The 23,907-nt window shown below is 48.2% G+C and carries 23 protein-coding genes; 11 read left to right on the plus strand and 12 right to left on the minus strand.

Annotated elements, in window-relative coordinates; translation table 11 throughout:
- Positions 1 to 2 precede the first annotated feature (2 nt).
- From MJB10_RS14720 to MJB10_RS14730, 3 genes are all read right to left on the minus strand, one after another.
- Entirely contained in the window at positions 3 to 1,385 is a 1,383-nt protein-coding gene (locus tag MJB10_RS14720) for a glycine--tRNA ligase (RefSeq protein ID WP_314795770.1), read from the minus strand.
- 338 nt (positions 1,386 to 1,723) lie between these two features.
- Positions 1,724 to 2,524 (minus strand): carbon-nitrogen family hydrolase, encoded by an 801-nt coding sequence (locus tag MJB10_RS14725; RefSeq protein ID WP_314795772.1) that lies wholly within the window; start codon positions 2,522 to 2,524, stop codon positions 1,724 to 1,726.
- A gap of 85 nt (positions 2,525 to 2,609) precedes the next feature.
- Positions 2,610 to 3,140 carry a DUF1572 family protein gene (locus MJB10_RS14730; RefSeq protein WP_314795773.1) on the minus strand — a complete coding sequence of 177 codons (531 nt, stop codon included), beginning with the start codon at positions 3,138 to 3,140 and terminating at the stop codon, positions 2,610 to 2,612.
- Positions 3,141 to 3,292: 152 nt separating this feature from the next.
- Between MJB10_RS14730 and MJB10_RS14735 the strand changes: the two genes are divergently transcribed.
- The 9 genes from MJB10_RS14735 to MJB10_RS14775 all read left to right on the plus strand — a co-directional run bounded on the left by MJB10_RS14735 (position 3,293) and on the right by MJB10_RS14775 (position 12,858).
- Positions 3,293 to 4,492: a pyridoxal phosphate-dependent aminotransferase gene (locus MJB10_RS14735; RefSeq protein ID WP_314795775.1), complete on the plus strand. Its 1,200-nt coding sequence runs from the start codon at positions 3,293 to 3,295 to the stop codon at positions 4,490 to 4,492.
- Between the two features lie 457 nt (positions 4,493 to 4,949).
- Positions 4,950 to 6,050 carry a glutamate 5-kinase gene (gene proB / locus MJB10_RS14740; RefSeq protein ID WP_314795777.1) on the plus strand — a complete coding sequence of 367 codons (1,101 nt, stop codon included), beginning with the start codon at positions 4,950 to 4,952 and terminating at the stop codon, positions 6,048 to 6,050.
- Between the two features lie 26 nt (positions 6,051 to 6,076).
- The gene (locus tag MJB10_RS14745) at positions 6,077 to 7,774 is read left to right on the plus strand and encodes a proline--tRNA ligase (RefSeq protein WP_314795779.1); all 1,698 of its coding nucleotides are present in this window, start codon (positions 6,077 to 6,079) and stop codon (positions 7,772 to 7,774) included.
- An 11-nt stretch (positions 7,775 to 7,785) separates the two neighbouring features.
- Entirely contained in the window at positions 7,786 to 9,033 is a 1,248-nt protein-coding gene (locus MJB10_RS14750) for a glutamate-5-semialdehyde dehydrogenase (protein WP_314795781.1), read from the plus strand.
- 21 nt (positions 9,034 to 9,054) lie between these two features.
- Positions 9,055 to 9,936 carry a pyrroline-5-carboxylate reductase gene (gene proC, locus MJB10_RS14755; RefSeq protein WP_314795782.1) on the plus strand — a complete coding sequence of 294 codons (882 nt, stop codon included), beginning with the start codon at positions 9,055 to 9,057 and terminating at the stop codon, positions 9,934 to 9,936.
- Between the two features lie 29 nt (positions 9,937 to 9,965).
- Positions 9,966 to 11,234 carry a 2,3-diketo-5-methylthiopentyl-1-phosphate enolase gene (locus MJB10_RS14760; RefSeq protein WP_314795785.1) on the plus strand — a complete coding sequence of 423 codons (1,269 nt, stop codon included), beginning with the start codon at positions 9,966 to 9,968 and terminating at the stop codon, positions 11,232 to 11,234.
- Positions 11,231 to 11,893: a 2-hydroxy-3-keto-5-methylthiopentenyl-1-phosphate phosphatase gene (locus MJB10_RS14765; RefSeq protein WP_314795786.1), complete on the plus strand. Its 663-nt coding sequence runs from the start codon at positions 11,231 to 11,233 to the stop codon at positions 11,891 to 11,893. Before MJB10_RS14760 ends, MJB10_RS14765 begins: the two co-directional genes overlap by 4 nt.
- Positions 11,890 to 12,525, plus strand: a complete 636-nt coding sequence (mtnB, locus tag MJB10_RS14770; RefSeq protein WP_314795788.1) for a methylthioribulose 1-phosphate dehydratase — start codon at positions 11,890 to 11,892, stop codon at positions 12,523 to 12,525. Before MJB10_RS14765 ends, mtnB begins: the two co-directional genes overlap by 4 nt.
- Positions 12,526 to 12,552: 27 nt before the next feature.
- A complete protein-coding gene (locus MJB10_RS14775) occupies positions 12,553 to 12,858 on the plus strand; it encodes a hypothetical protein (protein ID WP_314795790.1) in 306 nt (101 codons plus the stop codon).
- 177 nt (positions 12,859 to 13,035) lie between these two features.
- Here MJB10_RS14775 and MJB10_RS14780 read toward each other — a convergent pair whose 3' ends face one another.
- The 8 genes from MJB10_RS14780 to MJB10_RS14815 form a co-directional block, all read right to left on the minus strand.
- Entirely contained in the window at positions 13,036 to 13,719 is a 684-nt protein-coding gene (locus MJB10_RS14780; RefSeq protein ID WP_314795792.1) for a DnaD domain protein, read from the minus strand.
- A gap of 51 nt (positions 13,720 to 13,770) precedes the next feature.
- Positions 13,771 to 15,060: an asparagine--tRNA ligase gene (gene asnS / locus MJB10_RS14785; RefSeq protein WP_314795793.1), complete on the minus strand. Its 1,290-nt coding sequence runs from the start codon at positions 15,058 to 15,060 to the stop codon at positions 13,771 to 13,773.
- Between the two features lie 69 nt (positions 15,061 to 15,129).
- A complete protein-coding gene (locus tag MJB10_RS14790; protein WP_314795795.1) occupies positions 15,130 to 16,347 on the minus strand; it encodes an acetate kinase in 1,218 nt (405 codons plus the stop codon).
- The gene (locus MJB10_RS14795) at positions 16,344 to 17,216 is read right to left on the minus strand and encodes a 3-hydroxyacyl-CoA dehydrogenase family protein (protein ID WP_314795796.1); all 873 of its coding nucleotides are present in this window, start codon (positions 17,214 to 17,216) and stop codon (positions 16,344 to 16,346) included. The genes MJB10_RS14790 and MJB10_RS14795 overlap by 4 nt, the downstream gene beginning before the upstream one ends.
- A gap of 72 nt (positions 17,217 to 17,288) precedes the next feature.
- The gene (locus MJB10_RS14800) at positions 17,289 to 18,797 is read right to left on the minus strand and encodes an AAA family ATPase (RefSeq protein ID WP_314795798.1); all 1,509 of its coding nucleotides are present in this window, start codon (positions 18,795 to 18,797) and stop codon (positions 17,289 to 17,291) included.
- Positions 18,790 to 19,326 carry a hypothetical protein gene (locus MJB10_RS14805; protein ID WP_314795801.1) on the minus strand — a complete coding sequence of 179 codons (537 nt, stop codon included), beginning with the start codon at positions 19,324 to 19,326 and terminating at the stop codon, positions 18,790 to 18,792. The genes MJB10_RS14800 and MJB10_RS14805 overlap by 8 nt, the downstream gene beginning before the upstream one ends.
- A gap of 123 nt (positions 19,327 to 19,449) precedes the next feature.
- Positions 19,450 to 19,938, minus strand: coding sequence for a cell wall elongation regulator TseB-like domain-containing protein (locus MJB10_RS14810; protein ID WP_314795803.1), 489 nt, complete (start codon positions 19,936 to 19,938; stop codon positions 19,450 to 19,452).
- 42 nt (positions 19,939 to 19,980) lie between these two features.
- Complete coding sequence (locus MJB10_RS14815; protein ID WP_314795804.1) at positions 19,981 to 21,279, minus strand: amidohydrolase; 1,299 nt, start codon at positions 21,277 to 21,279, stop codon at positions 19,981 to 19,983.
- A gap of 259 nt (positions 21,280 to 21,538) precedes the next feature.
- Here MJB10_RS14815 and MJB10_RS14820 point away from each other — a divergent pair, with 259 nt between their 5' ends.
- Entirely contained in the window at positions 21,539 to 22,165 is a 627-nt protein-coding gene (locus tag MJB10_RS14820; protein ID WP_314795806.1) for a DUF47 domain-containing protein, read from the plus strand.
- Positions 22,166 to 22,226: 61 nt separating this feature from the next.
- The gene (locus MJB10_RS14825; RefSeq protein ID WP_314795807.1) at positions 22,227 to 23,228 is read left to right on the plus strand and encodes an inorganic phosphate transporter; all 1,002 of its coding nucleotides are present in this window, start codon (positions 22,227 to 22,229) and stop codon (positions 23,226 to 23,228) included.
- 53 nt (positions 23,229 to 23,281) lie between these two features.
- Here the strand turns inward: MJB10_RS14825 and MJB10_RS14830 are convergent, their stop codons facing one another.
- Positions 23,282 to 23,902 carry a redox-sensing transcriptional repressor Rex gene (locus MJB10_RS14830; protein WP_314795809.1) on the minus strand — a complete coding sequence of 207 codons (621 nt, stop codon included), beginning with the start codon at positions 23,900 to 23,902 and terminating at the stop codon, positions 23,282 to 23,284.
- Positions 23,903 to 23,907 lie beyond the last annotated feature (5 nt).

A 23,907-nucleotide genomic window follows, 5' to 3' on the forward strand; every position in this document is an offset into this window, starting at 1 on the left:
GATTAGAATTGAAGGGAATTTTCGATAAAGGCTTTCAATTCGGAAATTGGCATACGCGTTTGCTCCATCGTATCACGATCACGAACGGTTACTTGACCATCGGTTTCGGACTCGAAATCGTACGTGATACAGAACGGCGTACCGATCTCGTCGTGACGACGGTATCTTTTACCAATGGAACCTGTGTCATCATAATCGACCATGAAATGCTTCGCAAGATCAGCGAATACCGCATGCGCACCTTCGTTTAACTTCTTGGAAAGCGGGAAAATCGCTGCTTTCATCGGCGCCAATGCTGGGTGGAAATGAAGCACGGTACGGCTGTCATCGCCATCTAATTGCTGCTCTTCGAACGCGTCAATCAGAAGCGCCAACGTTACACGGTCTGCACCTAGGGAAGGCTCGATACAATACGGAACATAACGCTCGTTCGTTTCTTGATCGATGTAATTGAAATCTTCACCAGAATGCGCCATATGCTGTTTCAAGTCGTAGTCCGTGCGGTCCGCGATACCCCAAAGCTCGCCCCAACCGAACGGGAATTTGTACTCAATATCCGTTGTTGCGTTACTATAGTGGGACAACTCATCTTCGTTATGGTCACGAAGGCGTAGATTTTCAGCTTTCGCACCAAGCTTAAGCAACCATTCGTGGCAGAAGCTTCTCCAGTACTCAAACCATTTCAAGTCTTCGCCTGGTTTGCAGAAGAATTCAAGTTCCATTTGCTCGAACTCACGCGTACGGAACGTAAAGTTTCCTGGCGTAATTTCGTTACGGAAGCTCTTCCCGATTTGGCCAATACCGAATGGCAGCTTTTTACGCATCGTACGCTGCGCGTTTTTGAAGTTCACGAAAATCCCTTGTGCCGTTTCAGGACGCAAATACACCACGTTGGAGCTTGCTTCTGTCACACCTTGGAACGTTTTGAACATCAGGTTGAACTGACGGATGTCCGTGAAATCTTTGCTCCCGCAATCTGGACACACGATGTTGTGTTCCACGATCAGCTTCATCATATCGTCAAACGTCATACCGTCAACGACGATCTCAATATCTTTCTCCGCCAGCTTGTTCTCGATCAATTTATCCGCGCGGTGACGGGCTTTACAGCTTTTGCAATCGATCATCGGATCATTGAAGTTCCCTACGTGACCGGATGCCACCCAAGCTTGCGGGTTCATCAGAATCGCCGCGTCCAAACCTACGTTGTATGGGGACTCTTGAATGAATTTTTTCCACCAAGCCTTCTTAATGTTGTTCTTCAGCTCAACACCAAGGGGACCGTAATCCCATGTGTTGGCCAAACCGCCGTAAATTTCTGAACCTGGAAATACGAAACCTCTGTGCTTCGCTAACGCAACAACTTGATCCATCGTAACACTCATTGTTCAATCGCTCCTTAAGCTTTCATTTAATGTAGGACTAAGACCCTTGACGTCCATTTGGATACAAAAAAGCTCAACATCCAAAGGCATCAAAGAATGCCTAGGGACGAGAGCTTCTGCACCCGCGGTTCCACCCTAGTTGATACACCTCACACAAGCATGTATCCCCTTTATCGTATTGGCTCCGGATAGCCGTTTCCTTGAGCTTCATGCTGGGCTTACACCATTCCCCAACTCGCTGAATATGAAGTATTTCAAGTACTATTCATCCTTCACAGCCACAATTGATCATTCAATTGGTCTTAGTTTACAAAATATCGTTGCAAAAATCAACTTCCTTAATACAAATGAGGCCTTCTATCTTCGAAAACGGGTATTTTACCTCGTACACGGACAACTTCCTCAAGGTCAATCTCTGCGCGCAAAATCGCTTCGCTCTCATCGCCTTCCACCAGCACCTCGCCCCAAGGGTCGATCACCATGGAATGACCGAAGAAATTCGTCGTGCCGCTCGTCCCGACGCGATTGCAGGACACAACGTACATTTGGTTCTCAATGGCTCTGGCCATAAGCAGTGTACGCCAGTGATGCAGACGCGGATGCGGCCATTCCGCAGGGACGAATAAAATACGCGCGCCATCCAGCGCTAATTTGCGTGAAAGCTCAGGGAAACGAATATCGTAGCAGATCATTGCGCCCGCAGGAACGCCTTCCAGCTCAAATAAACCTAGCTGATCCCCGCTGTGCAGGAATTTCTCTTCATCCATTAAGCGGAACAAATGAATTTTGGAGTATTCCGCCATCTCACGTCCTTCGCGATCCCATGCATAAATCGTGTTGAGCACACGATCCCCGCGCTTATTCGCAATCGAGCCGCCGATAATATTCACTTGATGTTCATGAGCAAAAGCGCTCAGAAACGCTTTCGTCCGCTCCCCGTTCACATCCGCAAGCTGATGAATTTCCGTTAACGCATAGCCTGTATTCCACATTTCGGGAAAAATAATGACGTCTGGCTTCTGCTCACCGTTAACAGCTTGAAGAAGCAATTGGGCTAAATGGCCATAATTCGTGTCGGGTTCTCCAATTGTAATATCCATTTGAATGAGAGCTAAGTGAAGCAGTTGTGATTGCGACATGCCAAATGACTCCTTCCAATTCCAAAACATTGATATATGAATACATACTAGTCGAAAATCAATTTCAACTCAATATAGTGTCCTCCTACTGTGCAGGTTTGTACTGCTTAGACTGTCCTCTAGCAATGCTGAGTGTCTGCCATTCCCCACTTGCCCAATGCTTGCAAAGCAGCACAATTTGACCAACATGATACCCATAGTGAGATACTTGACGCTGAATCGCTTGGAGAACAGTGTGGCTCTCTCCTCGAATTGTCACCTTGGCGAGCACATCTTCCGCAGTCAGCGCATGTAGTGTCGACAATAGGACATGCCAGCCTTCTTCCCATAGAGACAATAGTTCCTCGCGCGACAAGTTCTCACCTTCAAATTCACCATCGCGATCCCGTGATTCCTTTTCACCATCTGAGGTTAAGAAATCGGTCCATCGGGACAACTTATTCCCATGCATATGCTTAATGAGCACTTCAAGAGAATTCGATTCGGGGTCTAACGCTTCATAAAAATGTGAGGCATCCGTTTGGGCAAACGCCTTATCCCCCAGCTCCTTCATACTTTGAAAGGCGCGTATCGATTCCTGCAGAAAAACTTGGGCAACACCTTCGTTGATTGACATTTCTCTTCAACTCCCTTGCCGTGGTTATCCCCATTGTAAGATAGCCGTTCTTCCAAGTAAAATCGAATATCTTCATCGACTATGAAAAAAAGTTTAATCATGTTACATTAAAAGATAGATAAAATCCCGACTGTCGGAGTGTGAATTAAACCGTGACGAACTCTTCTTCAACTTCTTCCCGCTTCACCATTCAACCTGCCGAACGAATGAAAGGTCTTCCGACCCAATTCTTTGCAACATTGGTTGGCAAAGCGAACGCCCAAATTGCCGCAGGGCATGATGTTATCAATCTAGGCCAAGGGAATCCAGACCGCCCAACGCCCCCGCACATTGTAGCTGCCATGCAAGAAGCCGCAGCAAACCCGCTTTATCATAAATATCCGCCGTTCACTGGCTTTCCCTTCTTGAAACAAGCCATCGCACAGCGTTATAAAGAAGATCACAACGTGGATCTCGATCCCGATACGGAAGTCGCTATCTTGTTCGGCGGCAAAACGGGCTTGATCGAAATTGCCCAATGTTTATTGAACCCAGGCGATGTATGCCTTGTTCCTGATCCAGGTTATCCCGATTACTGGTCAGGGGTTGCCCTTGCGGGTGCAGAGATGGCTCTTATGCCGCTTCGGGAAGAAAATAACTTCCTGCCAGATTACACCCAATTGAAGCAATCCGATCTAGATCGTGCGAAACTCATGTTCATCAACTATCCAAACAACCCGACTGGCGCGATGGCTTCCGCTTCTTTCTATGAAGAAACCGTTGCTTTTGCTGAGCGAACTGGTGTCGTTGTTGCAAGTGATTTTGCCTATGGGGCGATCGGCTTTGATGGGCAGAAGCCTGTTTCTTTCCTTTCAACACCTGGTGCGAAGGAAGTCGGCGTTGAATTCTATACGCTTTCCAAAACGTACAACATGGCCGGCTGGCGCGTAGGGTTCGCCCTTGGTAATAAAGAAGTGATCCGCCTCATTAACTTAATGCAGGATCACTACTACTGCTCCTTGTTTGGCGGCATACAAGTTGCGGCTGCAACGGCCTTAACAGCGTCACAAGACTGCGTGACTGAACTGCGCGATGTGTACGAAAGCCGTCGCAATGCGCTATATACAGCGCTGGCCAGCATCGGCTGGAACGCTAAGCCGTCACAGGGCTCGTTCTTTTCCTGGCTGCCCGTGCCAAAAGGCCATTCGTCCCAGAGCTTAGCCGATCTTCTCCTAGATGAAGCCAAAGTCGTTGTTGCGCCAGGTGTAGGCTTCGGTACACACGGTGAGGGCTATGTCAGACTTGGTCTTTTATCATCGGAAGAACGACTCGCAGAGGCAGTGCAACGGATTGGAAAGTTGAATTTGTTTTAACTGAAACAAGACGATTACTCCTTTACAAAATCTTGCACACCATGCTATTCTAGATAGAATCAAAATAAACGGCTACGCCGTCCTTTAAGGACGGGAGCGTTTATCCAGAAATATAAGACAATTTATTGCGTGAAACTTATAAATTCTTATATTTTAAAATTGCAAACAGCAACGTTATGATGGGAATAGTAAGAATCGTGCCGCACGTAACCAGGGAGTAAGCTCCACCGACTGAGAGAGCTTGCCGTGAACCGAATCTGAACCCGCCCCTGAACCGTCAACGATGAGTTGAACAGCGCCCTTCTGTTACCAAGGGAATCTAGAGTGGAGTGCAGTTTATTTGACATGCGCTAATCTAAGGTGGTACCGCGGAAGCTACAGACTTTCGTCCTTAAGTTAAGGACGGGAGTCTTTTTTGTTTATACATAAACTCTAATGATCAAAGGATGGGATCGGGATGACACAACGCATCGTCGTCAAAATCGGCAGTTCCTCTTTAACCTCAGAGACCGGCGGATTGAATCCGGATAAAATACAATTTTTCGCAGCGGAACTAGCCCGCTTGCAGGCCGAAGGCAACCAAGTGCTGCTCGTGACTTCAGGCGCAGTTGCCGCGGGATTCACCTCCCTTGGCTATCGCACGCGGCCGAAGGTGCTGCACGAGAAGCAGGCCGCAGCTGCGGTCGGCCAAGCGCTTTTAATGCAGGCGTACCATGAAGCATTTGCATCCCACGGCGTGAGCGTGGCGCAAATTTTGCTGACTCGGTACGACTTCTCCAACCGCAAGCGCGTCCAGAACGCGATGATGACGATCGACGAGCTGCTGCAGCGCGGCGTCGTCCCGATCATTAATGAGAACGACACCGTCTCGGTCGATGAATTGAAATTCGGCGACAACGATACGTTGTCGGCGCTGGTGGGCAATTTGGTCAAAGCGAGCAAATTAATCATCATTACGGATATGGACGGCCTGTACACGGACGATCCGCGCAAGAATGCGAACGCGCAGCGCATCGATCGCGTAGATGCCATCAGCGATGAGCTGTTCTCCTTCGCTGGAGGTTCAGGGAGCGCGGTCGGCACCGGCGGGATGCGCTCCAAGGTCGAAGCCGCCCGCATCGCAATGCGCGGGGGCGTGCCGGTCTTCATCGGGCGCGTGCTCGAGCCCGGTGATTTAAACCTTGCCGTGCAAGGCACAGGCAAGGGAACTTACTTTGACACGGCGCTGAACAATCTGCCGGTCAAGAAGCAGTGGGTCGGCTTCCACTCGCTGCCCCAAGGGCAAATCATCGTTGATCAAGGGGCCCGAGCGGCCCTGATCAACGGCGGCAAGAGCCTGCTCCCGGCTGGCATCACGGGAGCTACAGGCGACTTCCACCCCGGCGACGTCGTCGAGGTGGTGTGCAGTGAAGGCACGCTGCTAGGCCGCGGCGTCGTCAATTATGCGGCTTGGCAAGTGCAAGCCGCGGCTGGCCTCTCCACCGACGACGTGCAGCGTCGCGTGGAAGTCGCGCGCATCGAGGTCATCCACCGTGATGAATGGGTGCCGCTAGCTTAACGAAGCGAAAGTGAGGATTTCACAACATGAAACAACAACGACTTTTAGTTCCAACGCTTAGAGATGTTCCAGGAGACGCCGAAGCAGCCAGCCATAGACTGATGCTGCGAGCAGGATTAATACGCCAGCTCTCCAGTGGCATATATTCCTATTTACCCCTAGGCATGAAAGCCTTACAGCATATACAAACGATTGTACGGGAGGAAATGGACCGTGCTGGCGCACAAGAAATGCTCATGCCCGCACTCCATCCTGCCGAATTATGGAAAGCATCTGGACGCTGGGATGTCTACGGCCCTGAACTGATGCGGCTAGAAGATCGTCATGGGCGCGAATTTGCACTCGGTGCGACACATGAAGAAGTCATTACAACGCTTGTGAAGGATGAAATTCACTCTTACAAGAAGCTCCCTGTCACCTTGTACCAAATCCAAACGAAATTCCGAGATGAGCGTCGTCCTAGGTTCGGCCTGCTGCGCGGTCGCGAGTTTCTGATGAAGGATGCGTACTCTTTCGATCGCAGCGCAAGCGGTCTCGATGCCAGCTATCAAGCAATGTATGAAGCTTATGTCCATATTTTCACACGTTGCGGACTTCAATTCCGTGCCGTTGAAGCGGATTCCGGCGCCATTGGCGGCACAGATACCCATGAATTCATGGCACTAGCCGACATTGGCGAAGATACAATCGTACACTGCCCATCCTGCCACTATGCGGCGAACTTAGAGAAAGCGATCGGTAGAATCACGAATGAACCTTCCTCCTTACAGGAAGCTAGCAGCCCTTCAAGTGTGCATACACCTGGTGTCACGAGCATCAAGCAGTTAAGTCAGTTTTTAGCGATTGAACCAACACAAATCATTAAATCGTTTGCTGTAAAATCACAAGGCTCTCCTGCCATCGTTCTAATTCGGGGCGATCTAGAGATCAATGAAATTAAACTAAAGCATGTGCTAGGTGTTCAGGAAGTAGAGATGCTATCTGAAGCTGAGATTACAGCGCTTGGTTCGGTTGCAGGGTTTATTGGTCCTATTGGACTAACTGGCTGCAAGCTGATTGCGGATACGTCCATTCAAGGCATGGTGAACGCCGTGGTTGGGGCGAATACGGCCGACTACCATCTGCAACATGTCCATGTAGAGCGAGATTTAGGTGAACTCACCTATGCTGACGTTCGGAATGTAGGACATGGCGAGCACTGTATCCATTGCGACACGGAGCTTGCATTTGCTAGAGGGATTGAAGTGGGCCATGTATTCAAGCTTGGCACGAAGTACAGCGAATCCCTTGGGGCTACGTTCACCGATGAGAATGGCGTAGCTGAACCTATGATTATGGGCTGCTACGGTATCGGTGTTTCTCGTGTCCTAGCGGCTGTCATTGAGCAGCATCAAGATGAGCGAGGCATCGTGTGGCCAAACGCCATTGCCCCTTTCAACTTCCATCTACTCACCATGAATGTGACAGATGAACATCAGCTTGCATTATCAGAGGAGCTTTATACGACATTGCAGCGCGCAGGCTTCACGGTCCTTTGGGACGATCGGGAAGAACGTCCTGGCGTAAAGTTCAATGATGCCGACCTTCTCGGCTTCCCATTGAGAATAACCATTGGTAAAAAAGCCAACGAACGCATCGTCGAATGCAAAGAACGCCGGTCAGGACAGAGCTATGAGCTTAGTGTCGATCAGTTGTTACCGCACTGCCAATCCTTTTTCAAATAGGAGGTTTCTATATGAGTGAAGTTATTAGCAAATCCAAGCTTGCGAAGCAAGCAGCCCGAACCATGGGCAATCTAACCACCGCACAGAAAAACGAAGCTTTGCTTCTTATGGCAGATGCGTTACTTACAGAGCAACAAGCTATCATTGAAGCGAACGGGAAAGATTTGCAGCGTGGCAAGGAGCTCGGAACGAGTGCTTCCCTCCTTGATCGTTTAGCCTTGAATGAGACGCGCATTGCAGCGATGGCGGAAGGTTTACGTCAAATCGTAGAGTTACCTGATCCGATCGGTGATACGCTTGAATCTTTTGACCGCCCGAATGGACTGCAGATTCGCAAAATCCGTGTACCTCTCGGCGTGATCGGGATGATCTATGAAGCTAGACCAAATGTAACGGTCGATGCCGCAGGCTTATGCCTCAAAACCGGCAACGCAGTCGTACTGCGTGGCGGTTCCTCTGCTTTATTTTCCAATGAGAAAATTGTCGAGGTCCTGCATGGCGCCTTAACACGATCTGCTGTGCCAGCGGATGCCTTGCAACTCATTCTGAGCGCGGATCGCAGCTCGGTTGACGAAATGCTCAAGCTGAATGGCTTGATCGATGTACTTATTCCACGTGGCGGTCACTCACTTATTCAAAATGTTGTCAATAACGCCTCTGTCCCTGTCATTGAAACAGGCGCGGGCGTATGTCATACTTTTATAGATCAAAGCGCACAGCTCGACATGGCCATTCGTATCGGCATTAATGCCAAGGCGCAGCGCCCTTCCGTCTGCAACAGTATGGAAACCTTACTTGTGCATGAAGCGATTGCGGAGCAGCATCTTGCTGCGATAGCTGAAGCTTTCCAAGGCGTGAATGTGGAACTACGAGGCGATGAGCGCGCAAGAACGTTAGTCCCAAGCATGGTCGTCGCTGAACAGTCCGATTGGGGTACGGAGTACGGCGATTATATTTTATCAATCAAAGTTGTCCAAAATTTGGATGAAGCTCTCACTCACATTCGCACGTACGGCACGATGCATTCTGAATGTATCGTCACAGAGGATGCGGGGAACGCAGAGCGATTCCTTCAAGAAGTGGATGCGGCTGCGGTTTACCATAATGCTTCTACGCGCTTCACAGATGGGTTTGAATTCGGCTTCGGCGCTGAAATCGGCATCTCTACCCAGAAGCTGCACGCCCGCGGGCCAATGGGTCTTCCAGCCTTAACTTCAACGAAATACCGCATCTACGGAAGCGGACAAATACGCGAATAATTAAGATTGATTTGAGGAGGAATGACGTTGTCTATTACATTATCGCAAGCGAAAATCGCCTTCGTAGGCGCGGGCTCCATGGCGGAAGCCATTGTCCGTGGATTGATCCAGACCGAAGTCGCCAACCCGCAGCACATTTATATGATGAATCGCGCGAATCAAGATCGACTAGCTTTTCTGCGCTCGGAATATGGGCTGCATGCTTCTTGCGACCCAGCAACGAAAGAGGCATATTTGCGTGAAGCTGATGTTGTTGTGCTTTGCATGAAACCGAAAGATGTGGAGTCTGCCTTCGCAGAGCTTCAGCCGATGCTGCATGAGAAACAATTGCTGATATCCGTGATTGCGGGGCTGTCGATCGAGAAAGCAGAGCGATTGCTGCAAGTCGGGCTGCCGATTGTTCGAACGATGCCGAATACGTCTTCGACCATTGGATTAGGCGCAACAGGAATGAGCTTCTCGTCAAAAGTTAATGATACATTCAAACAGCTCGCTATCCAAATGTTTGAAGCAGTCGGAACGGTGACGATCATCGAGGAAGATAAGCTTGAAGTGCTGACGGGCGTATCTGGCAGCGGTCCTGCCTATGTGTATTACTTCATGGAAGCCTTGATTAAAGCTGGCATTGAAGGCGGGTTGACAGAGGAAGATGCGAGACAGTTAACACTGCAAACCGTTCTAGGCGCTGCTCATATGGTGAAAATAACGAAAGAAGACCCAGCCGAGCTGCGTCGCAAAGTGACGTCCCCGAATGGGGCAACACAAGCTTCCATCGAGGCCTTGGATCGCTTTAAGTTCACCGAAGCTGTCGCTCAAGCTGTGTTCCACTCCGCCGCGCGTGCGAAGGAAATGGGTGAGCAAATTGCTGTGTCAACTTCCAGCCCAGTTGGCAAGTCCGTTTAATTTTAAATAAAAGCAGGTGAAGATTGGGTATGAGTTCCTATTGTTTAGCTACGTATCGGAGCTTCGATGAGAAGGCCGATTACCATAAAAAAGCAACTGGCATCGCCGTTGGCCTAACGGTTGGCAGCTGGACCGATCTCCCTGAGGCTCAGAAAGCCTCCATGGAGAAGCATCTCGGCAAAGTCGTTGCCGTTGAGGTTCACGAACCTGCGCCAGGCGAGCCTGCCTCGTCTCGTTATGCTGATATCACCATCGCTTATCCGGATGTGAATTTTAGCCGCGATATTCCCGCGTTGTTGGTTACGGTGTTTGGGAAGCTGTCGATGGATGGCAAAATCAAACTGATTGACCTCGCCTTCTCCGCGGATTTCCTTGCTGGCTTCCCTGGCCCGAAATTCGGGATGCAGGGCGTACGGGATCTTCTTGGCGTGTATGATCGCCCCTTGCTCATGAGTATCTTCAAATCCGTTGTCGGCTATGAATTGCCTGCATTGCGCGAACAATTTTACTTGCAAGCCGCTGGCGGTGTGGATCTCATCAAGGATGATGAAATCCTGTTCGAAAATCCTTTAACGCCGATTGAGAAACGTATCGCGATTTGCTTGGAAGCTGCTGAGCAAGCGAAGAAGGAAACCCATCAGAAGCTTTTGTACGCGACGAATTTAACGGGTCCAACCTCTAAGCTTGCTTCTCAAGCGAAAAAAGCCGTAGCGGAAGGCGCAAACGCATTGTTGTTCAATGTGCTGTCCTACGGTTTCGATGTCCTGCATGAATTGAGCGCAGACCCTGAAATCAACATTCCGATTATGGCGCATCCTGCTATGGCGGGAGCGATGTATCCTTCACCGCATTACGGCATCTCGGCTTCCGTGTTGTTAGGTAAGTTGATGCGACTCGCTGGCGCTGATCTCGTGCTCTTCCCTTCCCCATATGGCTCCGTCGTTATGCCGAAGGAAGAGAATTTAGCGATTAAACATGTGCTGCTTACGCAAGATTTACATAAAGATTACACGTATCAAGTTCCTGCTGATGTAAAATTAAAATTGGCCACGAGCTTCCCTGTGCCTTCCGCTGGCATTCATCCTGGCCTCGTACCGCTCATCTTGCGCGATTTCGGTCACGATGTCATCGTCAATGCAGGCGGCGGTGTCCACGGTCATCCGATGGGTACTATTGCTGGCGGTCGAGCGTTCCGTCAAGCGATTGATGCAACACTGCAAGGCCACCTACTACGCGAATACGCCCAAACACATCCAGAATTACAATCAGCTATTGACACTTGGGGGATCAAAGAATGAGTAAGGAACGCATTATCTTCTGTGACTTTGACGGTACGATTACCGTTAACGATAACATTGTTGCGATTATGAAACATTTCAACCCGCCAGGCTGGGAAGGCATTGTCGAGCAAATTATTACCCAGCAAATCTCCATTCGCGAGGGTGTTGGGGCCATGTTTGCCCTGCTGCCAACCTCCCGCAAAGCGGAGATTGTCGATTATGCGATTAACAACGCTGTCATTCGCGACGGGTTCGCTGAATTTGTTTCCTACTGCAAGGAACAAGGCATCAAGCTCTTGATTACAAGCGGCGGCATTGATTTCTTCATCTACCCGCTTCTGAGCGCGTTTCCGATTCCAGTGGATCACATTTATTGTAATGCGAGCTCGTTTGATGGAGAAACGATTGAGATTCTTTGGCCAAATAAGTGTGATGAGCATTGCGCGACAGATTGCGGCATGTGCAAAACAAGCATCATCCGCTCCTATGATGGGGATCGGTACGAGCGCATTATTATCGGCGACAGTGTAACGGATTTCGAGGGAGCTAAGCTGGTGGATACGATCTTCGCTAGATCCCATCTCGTTGAGCGCTGTGAGCAGCTCGGTTATGCATACCATCCGTTTGAAACGTTTTTCGATATTATTAAGCAACTGGAGGCTAGTCCCGTTCTATGAGTATTTTACTAGAAGAGAAACAACGCGCGTTTACTGAACTGCGCGAGATTAAAGCGAATTTGGCGGCACGCGGCTGGTTTCCAGCGACTAGCGGAAATTTGTCTGTACGTGTTGGCGAGTTCGATCCAAGCGCTTTTACCTTTGCGATTACATCCAGTGGTCGAGATAAATCGGTGCAAACCCCGGAAGACTTCCTCCTCGTCAATGAGAAGGGGCTTCCTACCGAGGCGACTAGCTTGAAGCCTTCGGCAGAAACGTTGATCCACAGTGAGATTTATCGCCTGACAGGTGCTGGGGCTATTTTTCACGTACACACGATCTACAACAACTTGGTGTCTGAGCTGTATGGTGAACGCGGCAGCATCCCAGTTAACGGGGTTGAGCTGATCAAAGCGTTCAACATCTGGGACGAGGAAGCTCAAATTGAGATTCCGATCCTGCCGAACTACGCAGCCATTCCGCGTATTGCTGAGCTGGTTGAAGGTGCAATCGTGCCGCGCATTCCAGGCATCGTGCTGCGCAAGCACGGTATTTATGCTTGGGGTGCGAACGCGTTCGAGGCGAAGCGCCACCTCGAGGCGTTCGAGTTTTTGTTCGAGTATGTGTACCGTTATCACATGATGACGAAGTAAAAAATTTTGTGGATAGAGCCTCCCGCGATGGGAGGCTTTTTTCGTTCTGACGGGGTGGTGGAGTGGCGGGTGATAGTCGATTTTTCCGATTATCTCCGCGCTTTTTGCCGCGTTGCAGGCGAGATAGTCGATTTTTTCGATTATCTCCGTACTTTTCGCCGCGTTGCTGGCGAGATAGTCGATTTTTTCGATTATCTCCGCGCTTTTCGCCTCGTTGCTGGCGAGATAGTCGTTTTTTTTCGATTATCTCCGCACTTTTCGCCACATTGCTGGCGAAATAGTCGTTTTTTTCCGATTATCTCCGTACTTTTCGCCTCGTTGCAGGCGAGATAGTCGTTTTTTTCCGATTATCTCCGCACTTTTCGCCACATTGCTGCGAGATAATCGATTTTTTCGATTATCTCCGTACTTTTAGCACCACTAGCTTACGTGTTCATCAATTTCTTAGCGAGCTCTTCAAAAAAAAACGCCCACTCCCCACCCTGATAATGTGAGAATTGGACGTTTTTTTCATGAGCGCGTCTGCCGAAAACGCTGTGAATATTCCTTGGCCTGCTCTGCTGTCGAAACCCGATTACGGCTCCAATCCAGCAAAATCCGATCAATGTAACGAAAATGCACTTTACCTGCGAATACAGCCTCTTTCAAAGCTGTCAGGATCAGTTCTTCTTTATAATTGTCTTTATCTAGCCAATTGGAGATCGTTTCAAACTCCATCGGCGTTAATGGCCGTGCGAATTCGTTCTCAATCGTCGTGTAAATATTTTTCACCCGATCATCTTGTGCTGCTTGAGTAGGTGCGGCTTCGCTCAACTCCCTTAGCTGCTGCTCGGCCATTCCCTTCGCCAGCTTCGTATAGAGAGGCGTTAAGTTGTACACCTCACTGCGGAAGCCCGTCATATCGGTCTGTTCATCAATCGCAATGAATTGATCGCGAATCAACTTTTGAACACTTGCGATAACCGCATCAGGCGATGCTGACATGCGCTCCTGAATTTCATCCAATGTCGGGAAGCTATTGTTCTCCTTCTCTACGAATGAAATCAAATGAATGAGTGTCATCACATCGACCTCACTTAACTGCAAACTGCGGTACAGCTTAAGCAGAAGGCTCGGAACCGCGACAGTTCCTTCTTGTAAGCTCTTTAACAGGATCGTTTCGATTCGAGCCTGATTATATGTTGATGGACTCACACGTTGATCCCCTTTCTCCCATGAAACCTAAATCTCCCTACCATCCTCAGCTTATGGGTAAAGACGATATAACAAACGCGGGAATGGAATCGTTTCACGTACGTGATCCAATCCGCAAATCCAAGCAACGGTACGCTCTAAACCTAGCCCGAAGCCTGAATGAGGCACTGTACCATATTTTCGAAGATCCAAGTACCATTGGTATGCTTCTTGTGAAAGCTCGTGCTCCGTGAAACGCTGCGCCATGAGTTCTGGATCATCGATCCGCTGACTTCCGCCAATGATTTCGCCGTATCCTTCAGGTGCGATCATATCGGCACAAAGCACAACTTCAGGCCGGCTCGGATCTGGCTTCATGTAGAAAGCCTTAATTTCTGTTGGCCAATGTGTGATGAAAACTGGCGTCTCGTACTGTGCGGCAATCGCCGTTTCGTGCGGAGCTCCGAAATCTTCACCCCAAGCAAATTCATGTCCATTCTTTTGCAAATAGTCTACAGCTTCATCGTACGTGATGCGCGGGAAGCTGCCTTTAATTTTCTCCAGCTTGGATGTATCTCGCTCCAGCGTTTCCAACTCAGCTTTACAATTCGCCAACACGGTTTGCACGATGTGTGAAACGAATTGCTCCTGCACTTCAAGGTTCTCTGCATGATCCACGAACGCCATCTCAGGCTCGATCATCCAGAATTCAATTAAGTGACGGCGTGTCTTAGATTTCTCTGCACGGAAGGTCGGACCGAATGAATATACACGCCCCAGTGCCATCGCCGCGGCTTCCATATACAATTGTCCACTCTGCGTCAAGAATGCGTCTTCATCGAAATATTTCGTATGGAACAAATTGGTCGTTCCTTCACACGAAGATGGCGTCAGAATAGGAGGATCGACTAGATGGAATCCGCGATCGTTGAAAAATTGCTGAACTGCTTTAATAATTTCCGCGCGAATCACGAGCACGGCACGCTGACGCGGACTGCGGATCCACAAGTGACGATTATCCATGAGGAAATCGACCCCGTGCTCTTTTGGCGTAATCGGATACTCTTCTGTCACTTGAATAATCTCCACACCGGTCACGTCAAGCTCAAAGCCGCCTTTACTGCGCGTATCTTCTTTCACTGTACCTGTTATGTATAACGAGCTCTCTTGTGTCAACTTGGAGGCCGCTTCCCAGACCTCTTCGCTTACTTCGCTTTTTACAACAACACCTTGTATATATCCGGAGCCGTCTCTCAGCTGCAAAAATTGTATTTTACCGCTCGAACGTTTCTTATTTAACCAACAGCCAATTGTGACAGATTGCCCGACATGATGTTTAACTTCGCCAATTGTACTTTTCATCTAACCTTCATCCTCCCTAAACTGCAGATCATTTCCATTGTACACTATTTCATACTTGCCACGAAAGATTCAGAGGGACTGACCTGCCCCAGTAGCAATAAGGCCATAGGTATCCTGCGCAATCACCCACTCCTCATTCGTCGGAATAACTAGCACTTCAACCTTGGAGCCTGGCTTCGTAATACGCTTCTCAATGCCTCTGCCCGCCTCATTCGCTTCCCTGTCAAAATCAACCCCCAAGAAGCTCAGTTGCTCGCACACTGCTTGCCGCAGCGGCGCCGAATTCTCGCCGACGCCCGCTGTAAACACAATCGCATCCACGCCATTCATCGCGGCTGTATAAGCGCCGATGTATTTGCGTAAACGATACGCATACATCTCAAATGCCAGGCCAGCGTTCCCATCGCCCGCTTCCATCGCCTCTACAATCTCCCGCATATCGCTGGAGATCCCCGAGATCGCCTGCAGGCCGCTATGCTTATTCAGCATCGAGCTGACCTCGCCGATCGTCAAATCCTCCTTGCCCATCACGTACGGCACGATGGCCGGATCCAGATCGCCGCTGCGCGTGCCCATCATAAGCCCCTCGAGCGGGGTCATCCCCATGCTCGTGTCGACCGACTGGCCGCCCTGTACGGCGGCGCAGGAAGCTCCGTTACCAATGTGACAGGTAACGAGCTTCAACTGCCCCAGCGGGCGTCCTAGGAAGGCAGCGGCACGCTCGCTGACGTACTGGTGCGACGTACCGTGGAAACCGTAGCGGCGCACCTTGTGCTTCCGGTAGAGGGCCATCGGCACCGGATACAGGTAGGCCTTCGCCGGCATCGACTGATGGAAGGCGGTGTCGAAAACGACAGCCTGCGGAACCCCAGGCATGTTCGCCTCCACCGCCGAAATGCCCAGCATATGCGCTGGATTGTGCAGCGGCGCCAAATCGAAGAGACGCCGGATCTCTTTCTTCACCTCGTCTGTCACGAGGACGGAGCTCTTGAACGATTCGCCGCCGTGAACGACGCGGTGGCCGACGGCATCGATCGCAGAAATATCCGCAATGACGCCATGCTCAGGATGCACCAGAATGTCCAGCACCTTGCGAATAGCCGTTGTATGCTCCAGTATTTCATCAACTTTATGATAATCCGGTTTATCGGTTGGCTCATGCAGGAGGATCGCGGAATCCATCCCGATGCGCTCCACACGGCCTTTGGCCAGAACAGAGGCATCCTCCATTTGGAAAAGCTGATATTTCACCGAGGAGCTTCCTGCATTAATAACGAGAATATTCATAATCGGTCACCATCCTTATCGTAACGGAAGAAGCCTTCCCCCGTTTTAGCGCCTAGATGACCAGCTCGAACCATTTGCTTCAGCAGGTAGGAAGGTCTGTATTTGATATCACCGTATTCACGGAACATTCCTTCAAGCGCAGCCTGTACGGCATCCAGTCCGAAACGATCGCACATCTCGAGTGGACCGTACTTGAAGTCATACCCGATTCGCATCGCTCCATCGATATCTTCCGCCGAGGCAACACCTTCGGATAACGTATGCAGCGCTTCGTTTATCAAGGTGCAAATGAGCCGTGTTGTGATATAGCCTGGTGATTCCGTGACTTTAATACTTTTTTTATGCAGCAATTCATCAATGAATTGTCGTGTGTGCTTGTATGTATCGTCGGATGTTTTCATTGCGCGGACGATCTCAACGAGATTGATCTTTGCAACGGGATGCAAGAAATGCAGGCCAATAACTCGTTCGGGATGCGTGGTAACTGCCGCAATCTCGGTAACGCTAAGTGTTGAGGTATTCGTAGCCAGGATGATCGATTCAGAACAAATCTGATTCAATTGAAAAAAGACATGCTTCTTAGCATTCAAATCTTCAGAAATCGTTTCGATGACGAAATCACAAGCGGCCATGTCCAGAATCGAATCGGCTCTCTTGATTTTAGACAAAATGGATTTCTTCTCCGCCTCCGTCAATGCCCACCGATCGATTTGCTTATCTAAACTAACCGTAATCTGCTCGATCGCGCGGTCTAGTTTCTCTATCGTTTTTTCGGCAAGCATAACGTCCAGTCCACGGGCTGCAAGCATCTCTGCTATCCCCTGTCCCATCGTACCCCCACCAATGACTCCAATCGTTTTATACATCATAGCGCACTTCTCCTTCTTCCATGCACATCAAAAAATACAAGAACCGCTGGCCTAATTGGCCAACGGTCATTATTATGCACTTTGTGACACCGAGGCGTCAAATAACGTTCGAAATGTCTCGCCTGAAAGCACTTCTTCCCTCATTAGAATTGCAAAAGCATGGTCAAAAATGCTTCGCTGTTCTTCTAACATCTGTTTCGTTCGAAGCATTAATGCATCCAGAATGGCCGCATTTTCTTTCATCAGCTGTTCCTTGGTCACCATTTCACGGTCGATAATACCTAAACCCGTTAAACCCGCATCCATCATATTACGCACCATCGAGAGCGATTGCTCGAAATCATTACGAGATCCTGTGCTGCGACCGCCGTAAATCATTTCCTCTGCTGCCGCACCGCCAAGTGCGATCATGATCTGCTCTTCAATATAATCCTTCGTGTATAGATAATGATCTTGCGGCGGATTGTGACGCACATAGCCTAATGCTTTGCCGCGCGGACTAACGGTAACCTGAGATACGGAACCAGGTCGAACAAGCTCCGCAATAATAGCATGACCCAATTCGTGATATGCCACACGTTCTTTCTCGCCATGGGCCGTTTCTTTATCCGTACGCTCGCCCATCATGACTTTATCAATCGCTGAGGCCAAATGGGACTTCTCAATCGCTTGCTTATCCTCACGCATTGCATAAATCGCAGCCTCATTCAGCACGCCTTCCAACTGCGCACCCGAGAATCCGAAAGTTTGCTCTGCTGTCTGATCCAATGATACGCCATCCGCGAGCGGCTTGTTCTTTCCATGAATCTTTAGAATCGCAAGGCGGCCTTTCTTATCGGGCAAATCCACTTCAATATGTCTGTCAAAACGCCCTGGACGCAGCAATGCGCTATCCAGCATTTCTTTACGGTTCGTTGCTGCAATAATGAGAATTCGAGGCGCATCATTCGTATGAATCCCGTCCATCTCGGTAAGCAATTGATTCAACGTCTGGTCATATTCACGCTGCTGACCGCCGTCACGTTTACCACCGATTACATCGATCTCATCGATAAAAATAATGGCATTTTCCTTGCCCTCTTTGATGGCACGCGTTCTTGCTGTTTGAAACAAGTCACGAACACGGCTTGCACCAACACCCACGTACATCTCAACAAATTCAGAGCCAGATGCAGCTAGGTAAATGGAGTTTGTATAATGCGCAGCTGCTTTCGCCATTAAGGTTTTTCCTGTCCCTGGCGGGCCAGTTAACAATAAGCCTTTCAACGGTCGAATGCCTAATTTCTTAATTTCCTCATGTTTAATCAAAAAATCAAGAGCTTCCATTAATTCTTTCTTTGCACGATCTTGTCCACCAATTTCATCGAATGTCAGCATGGACGGAGTCCGGTTCTTGCTCTTCCGATCTCCACCGCCTGCAGAAGTACTGATACCGCCGCCGCGGGTTTTCATCATATAGAATAGTGTAACACCCAAACCGCATATGAATAGGATCGGCAGCACATTCACACCTTGATAAATCAGAAAAGCCAGTAAAACTGGGACTACACCGATACCAATTTCTTTATATATTTTAATCATTCGGCCACACTCCAATCTGGGAGATTCTTGGCAGTAGGATGAATTTCGTTGCATCACCATCTGTCAAACGGATATACACATTTTGCTCATCCATTTCACTATCTACTTTCAGTTGGCCAACACCATCCGCAAATTTCTGCAACGTTGTTGGAATATCGGCATAATGTCTAGTTTCCATCGCTTGTGCAACATCAAACAGCGCTTTGGACCACCAAGCGTCAAGTTCAGCCGAGGATGGGTTGTTAACTTTTATATTTACCGTGCGCTTCCCGATAATCGAGGCGCCTTCTTTATGAATTTGTTCCACGACAGTCCGCAAATTCGCGTCTGGCTTTAACGTCACTTCAATATTGACATCATTCGATGACAGCTTCATCGTTGAATGCGTAACACCAGGTGCTTCACTAATGATCTGTGATAACGGATTTTCCATGGCAAAACTCGTATAAGCAAACCAGCCGCCAAAAAGCACGCCAGCTGAAATAATCACGCTCAAAATAACAGGAAAAAGGCGCAGCTTCATCTTCATGGATTCGCGTCCACCTCTCATCGTTCATATTTGATTTCGCTCAAAAAGCTATACGAAGAGTATATCACTTTCATATACACCTATGCCTTATGTAAAGAGTGGAAACAAAAAAACTCAGCCTTCTTAATGAAGGCTAAGTCGATAAGTATCCATATAAGTCCCGTCTTTGAACGAGTAGTAATCATAGAAATACCGCGTACCTCTATCATCCTTCGTCTTGTAAAACACTTCCCATACGTAGTCATTCCCTAGCTTGCCTGGCATAACACGTTCGATCTGACTGGTAGCAGCTTTCTTTAGAACAGCTTCTCTAGCACCCGCTTCCGTAAATGCACCTTCCGTCATTTCTGTATGAACAGATTGATCATTCACCCAGGCAATGAGCGATTGTCCTAGTTTATTCTCGCCATAAACAATTTGGAAGGCTTCATCCCCATAGAAGAAATCAACCTTCGTAGCTTTCGTCATCATACTGTTCTCATACGCTTTCTCGACAGCAACACGCTTCTCATCCCAATGTTCATTTTGAATGTTGAGATAAAAGCGGCTAAGCACAACGCCAAGCGTTCCTACGATAAAAACGCCTAGCATAATCGTTCGCTTCGCATTCATGAAGCTGTGTACCTCCCTTAAATCGACTCCCGCGGCTTGAAGTTAGCCTCTCAATCTATCGAAGCAAATTTCGAATTCACGTTTAATTTTTTCTTCATCTAATGTTAAGCATTCGCCTTTACGCACGATCCATGTACCGTCTACACAGACATCAACGACATCTTTTGCACTTGCTGAGTACACAATGTGGGAGACGAAATCTGTTTTTGGCAAGAAATGCGGCTGATCAATATCCAGCGCGATGAAGTCAGCTTTCATGCCAGGCTCTAAAGAACCTACGTTATCCAACCAGATCGACTCTGCACCCATCCGTGTACCAAGCAACAGGGCTTCTTTCGCAGGAATGGCTAGTGGATCGCCTGAAACACCTTTATGAATCAAAGCGGCTAGCCGCATCTCTTCAAACATATCTAAATTGTTATTGGATGCCGCGCCATCCGTTCCTAGGGACATTTTAACACCTGCGCGCAGCAATTCAGGTAAACGGGCGACACCGCTTGCCAGCTTAAGATTACTTCCAGGATTATGTGAAATCCGAACATCATATTGCTTCAGAATCGCGATTTCTTCATCGTTCAAATGGACACCATGCGCAACCAAGGTCGGTCTCGTGAACACACCTAGCTTCTCCAAATGGGCAGCAGGGCGTGCGCCATATTGTTCTACGTTACCTTCAACTTCTCGTCTTGTTTCCGACATGTGCGTATGAATAGGAAGATTCAGATCATGGGCAACTTGCACAATGCGCTCAATATAATCCGGTGGACATGTATAAGGAGCATGCGGCGACATCATTGTCGTGATGCGTCCATCCGCCTTGCCGTGCCAATTTTTCGCGAACTCCGTCGCTTCTTTGAGCTTCGCTGTTTGTACATCTGGCGGACATAAGCCAATGACACCGCGGGTCAGAACACCGCGCATACCCGATTCCTCTACAGCGAATGCGACTTCATTCATATGGTCATACATATCTACGAAAGTGGTCGTTCCACCTTTGATCATTTCAAGGATCGATAACCGCGTTCCCCATTTCACATCTTGGGAAGTAAATTTGGCTTCCATCGGCCACATTTTCTCCTCCAGCCAGATCTGAAGGGCCAAATCATCTCCATAGCCGCGCAATAGGGACATGGCAGCATGACCATGCGTATTGACTAAACCAGGCATGTACAGCTTATTGCTGCCGTCAATGACTTCATCATAGCTCTCGATGGATTCTGGTGCTTGCTCTCCGATGTATGTAATTTGACTGCCTTCGATTACCATGCAGCCGCGAATGGATGATTTGTTGTCTTCCTTATTAGAAATGAAAATGCCGTTCGAAATTAATGTTTTTTTCATACTAAAAAACCCTCTCTTTGCTCATTCTAAATAGTACAATCTGCACCCTAAACTTTACATCTTCAGGCTTGTAAAATCAAGGAAGCTACGTACCTTTCACTAGTTGTTGAGAAATTGTAAATTGTCACGTAATTTTCGTTGCTTTCCCAGTGATGAGTATGATACTTTAAACATTGTGAGTTTTTTCTACAATTTGGTCAACTTCGTTACTCAAATTCGTTTAAAAACTAGTACATATAGTAAATATTAGGAGGATATTATGACAACGTTATTTACAAAAAAGAACGAAGTCGATTTCTTGCAGCTATTGATCCGCGCCGCTGAGAATGCGCTGAAAACAGCTCAATTGTTTCGTACGGCCATGATGGGTGACAAACCGCCTATTGATTATGTTAAAGCCATTCACGATCTTGAGCATGCAGGCGACTCCATTACGCATGACATCTTCCGCGGGTTGAATAAAGTGTTCATCACGCCGATTGACCGTGAAGACATTATGGTTCTAGCGTCCAAAGTTGATGATGTAACAGACGGGATTGAAGCGACAATCGCTCGTTTTGACTACTTGACTGTGTCCCATACCGATTCATATATGAAAGATTTCTCAGCCGTTATCGTTGACTCTTGTCAACATATGCTGGATGCATTCAAGCTGCTAGCAAAGAAAAAATATATCCAAATTCCTGAACATACCGTAGCTATCAATAAATTGGAAAATGACGGCGACCGCTTGATGCGCGAAGGTATTCGTCAAATTTTCCTGACTCGTAAAGATCCGTATGAAGATTTTAAACTGAAAGAAATTTATGAGCGTCTTGAAGAAACAACAGATGCTTGCGAAGATGTCGCAAATATTTTAGATAGCGTTGTCCTTCGTTACTCTTAAGACTTAACGTGTCTTTGTGTTCGAAGAACGTTTTCCAAGTGGAAAACGCAAGGAGGATTTCATGTTAACTTATCTAATCATCATCGTCATTTTGGCGCTGGCATTCGACTTCATTAATGGATTTCACGATACCGCCAATGCGATTGCTACATCCATTTCCACCCGTGCTCTAAGTCCGCGGGTAGCAATAATAATGGCGGCCACGCTCAATTTCATTGGTGCTATGGTCTCGTCCAAGGTTGCCAAAACCGTTGGAGGCAGCATTGCCAACCCGGCCAAAATTGAGAACGGCGTTGAGATTGTTATTGCGGCATTGCTCGGAGCTATTATTTGGAATTTATTGACATGGTATCTCTCCATTCCATCTTCCTCCTCCCACACCTTGTTTGGCTCTTTGGCGGGGGCTGTCATCGCAGGAGCAGGATTTCACTCTGTGAATTGGAATGGGTTCACACAAATTATTATCATTTTAGTTTTATCGCCAATCATAGCGTTCGTCCTTGGTTTCCTGATTATGTTGCTCATCAAATATATCATCATTTGGTCGGGCAATACGTCAAGGTCCAAGCTCAATCGGATATTCCGCTCCTTACAAATCGTATCTGCTGGCCTACTGTCCTACTCTCACGGCGGTAACGATGCGCAAAAAGCGATGGGTATCATCGTATTCGGACTCGTATCCGCAGGGTTTCAAGATGATCTAAACGTTCCCATCTGGGTCAAAATTGCTGCAGCATTAGCGATGGGCTTAGGTACATCAATTGGTGGCTGGCGCATCATCAAAACCGTCTCAGGTAAAATTGTTAAGATTGAACCGATCAACGGTTTTGCTTCCGATCTAACATCGTCACTTGTCATTCAATTTTCCACACATTTCGGTAAAGCATTATCCACGACACATGTTATTTCCTCCGCGATTATCGGGACGGGCAGTGTGATGCGATTCCATGAAGTACAGTGGGGCACCGTAGGACGAATGTTGGTCACGTGGTTAATTACGATCCCGATCTCCATCGTACTCGCGTTCTCTATCTACTTCGTTCTATTCCGTCTCATCTTTTAAACAAATAAAGCACGCTTCGCGCTGGATAAATCCCGCGGAGCGTGCTTTTCTTTTTAATCCAAATAATAAGCCAAGCTTTGCAGCTCGGTTGTAAAATCAGCATAATGCACCCGTACTTCCGTGGGGACCTTGATAATCACTGGGGCAAAATTTAAAATGGCCTCGATGCCGCAGGCAACGAATTCATTCGCCACATTCTGCGCTTCTGGAGCAGGAACCGTAATGATCCCAATGCGAACGCCTAGCTCGGAAAGGACTGGTTTCATTTTGTTCATGGGATATACGACGAGGTTGTTAATGATCTCCCCTGCTTTTTCAGGCATAGCGTCAAAAACAGCGACAATCTTCATATCATTGCGTAAGTACGTATTATAATTGCATAAGGCTCTGCCTAAATTACCTGCTCCAACAAGTGCGACTTGAATATGACGGTCGAGCTTCAGAATTTGTCTTATTTTCTCAATCAAATAGGAGATATCGTACCCGATCCCCTTCTTGCCAAATTCCCCGAAATACGCCAAATCCTTACGAATCTGCGCAGGATTCAGATCCAGTTTCTGACCCAAATCCTGAGAAGATACGGTCGAAATATGATTCGCTGCTAATTCATTCAGATACCGCAAATAGATTGGCAATCGTCGAACAACGGCTTCCGAAATTTTCTGTGTCTTCACGTTTC

The organism is Paenibacillus sp. MBLB1832, assembly GCF_032271945.1.
Lineage (GTDB): Bacteria > Bacillota > Bacilli > Paenibacillales > NBRC-103111 > Paenibacillus_E > Paenibacillus_E roseopurpureus.

Coding starts and splice junctions, on each gene's coding strand:
- MJB10_RS14720 (WP_314795770.1), bottom strand. CDS start 1,385: ATGAGTGTTACGATGGATCAAGTTGTTGCGTTAGCGAAGCACAGAGGT.
- MJB10_RS14725 (WP_314795772.1), bottom strand. CDS start 2,524: ATGTCGCAATCACAACTGCTTCACTTAGCTCTCATTCAAATGGATATT.
- MJB10_RS14730 (WP_314795773.1), bottom strand. CDS start 3,140: ATGTCAATCAACGAAGGTGTTGCCCAAGTTTTTCTGCAGGAATCGATA.
- proB (WP_314795777.1), top strand. CDS start 4,950: ATGACACAACGCATCGTCGTCAAAATCGGCAGTTCCTCTTTAACCTCA.
- MJB10_RS14745 (WP_314795779.1), top strand. CDS start 6,077: ATGAAACAACAACGACTTTTAGTTCCAACGCTTAGAGATGTTCCAGGA.
- MJB10_RS14750 (WP_314795781.1), top strand. CDS start 7,786: ATGAGTGAAGTTATTAGCAAATCCAAGCTTGCGAAGCAAGCAGCCCGA.
- proC (WP_314795782.1), top strand. CDS start 9,055: ATGACGTTGTCTATTACATTATCGCAAGCGAAAATCGCCTTCGTAGGC.
- MJB10_RS14760 (WP_314795785.1), top strand. CDS start 9,966: ATGAGTTCCTATTGTTTAGCTACGTATCGGAGCTTCGATGAGAAGGCC.
- MJB10_RS14765 (WP_314795786.1), top strand. CDS start 11,231: ATGAGTAAGGAACGCATTATCTTCTGTGACTTTGACGGTACGATTACC.
- mtnB (WP_314795788.1), top strand. CDS start 11,890: ATGAGTATTTTACTAGAAGAGAAACAACGCGCGTTTACTGAACTGCGC.
- MJB10_RS14775 (WP_314795790.1), top strand. CDS start 12,553: ATGGGAGGCTTTTTTCGTTCTGACGGGGTGGTGGAGTGGCGGGTGATA.
- asnS (WP_314795793.1), bottom strand. CDS start 15,060: ATGAAAAGTACAATTGGCGAAGTTAAACATCATGTCGGGCAATCTGTC.
- MJB10_RS14790 (WP_314795795.1), bottom strand. CDS start 16,347: ATGAATATTCTCGTTATTAATGCAGGAAGCTCCTCGGTGAAATATCAG.
- MJB10_RS14795 (WP_314795796.1), bottom strand. CDS start 17,216: ATGATGTATAAAACGATTGGAGTCATTGGTGGGGGTACGATGGGACAG.
- MJB10_RS14800 (WP_314795798.1), bottom strand. CDS start 18,797: ATGATTAAAATATATAAAGAAATTGGTATCGGTGTAGTCCCAGTTTTA.
- MJB10_RS14805 (WP_314795801.1), bottom strand. CDS start 19,326: ATGAAGATGAAGCTGCGCCTTTTTCCTGTTATTTTGAGCGTGATTATT.
- MJB10_RS14810 (WP_314795803.1), bottom strand. CDS start 19,938: ATGAATGCGAAGCGAACGATTATGCTAGGCGTTTTTATCGTAGGAACG.
- MJB10_RS14815 (WP_314795804.1), bottom strand. CDS start 21,279: ATGAAAAAAACATTAATTTCGAACGGCATTTTCATTTCTAATAAGGAA.
- MJB10_RS14820 (WP_314795806.1), top strand. CDS start 21,539: ATGACAACGTTATTTACAAAAAAGAACGAAGTCGATTTCTTGCAGCTA.
- MJB10_RS14825 (WP_314795807.1), top strand. CDS start 22,227: ATGTTAACTTATCTAATCATCATCGTCATTTTGGCGCTGGCATTCGAC.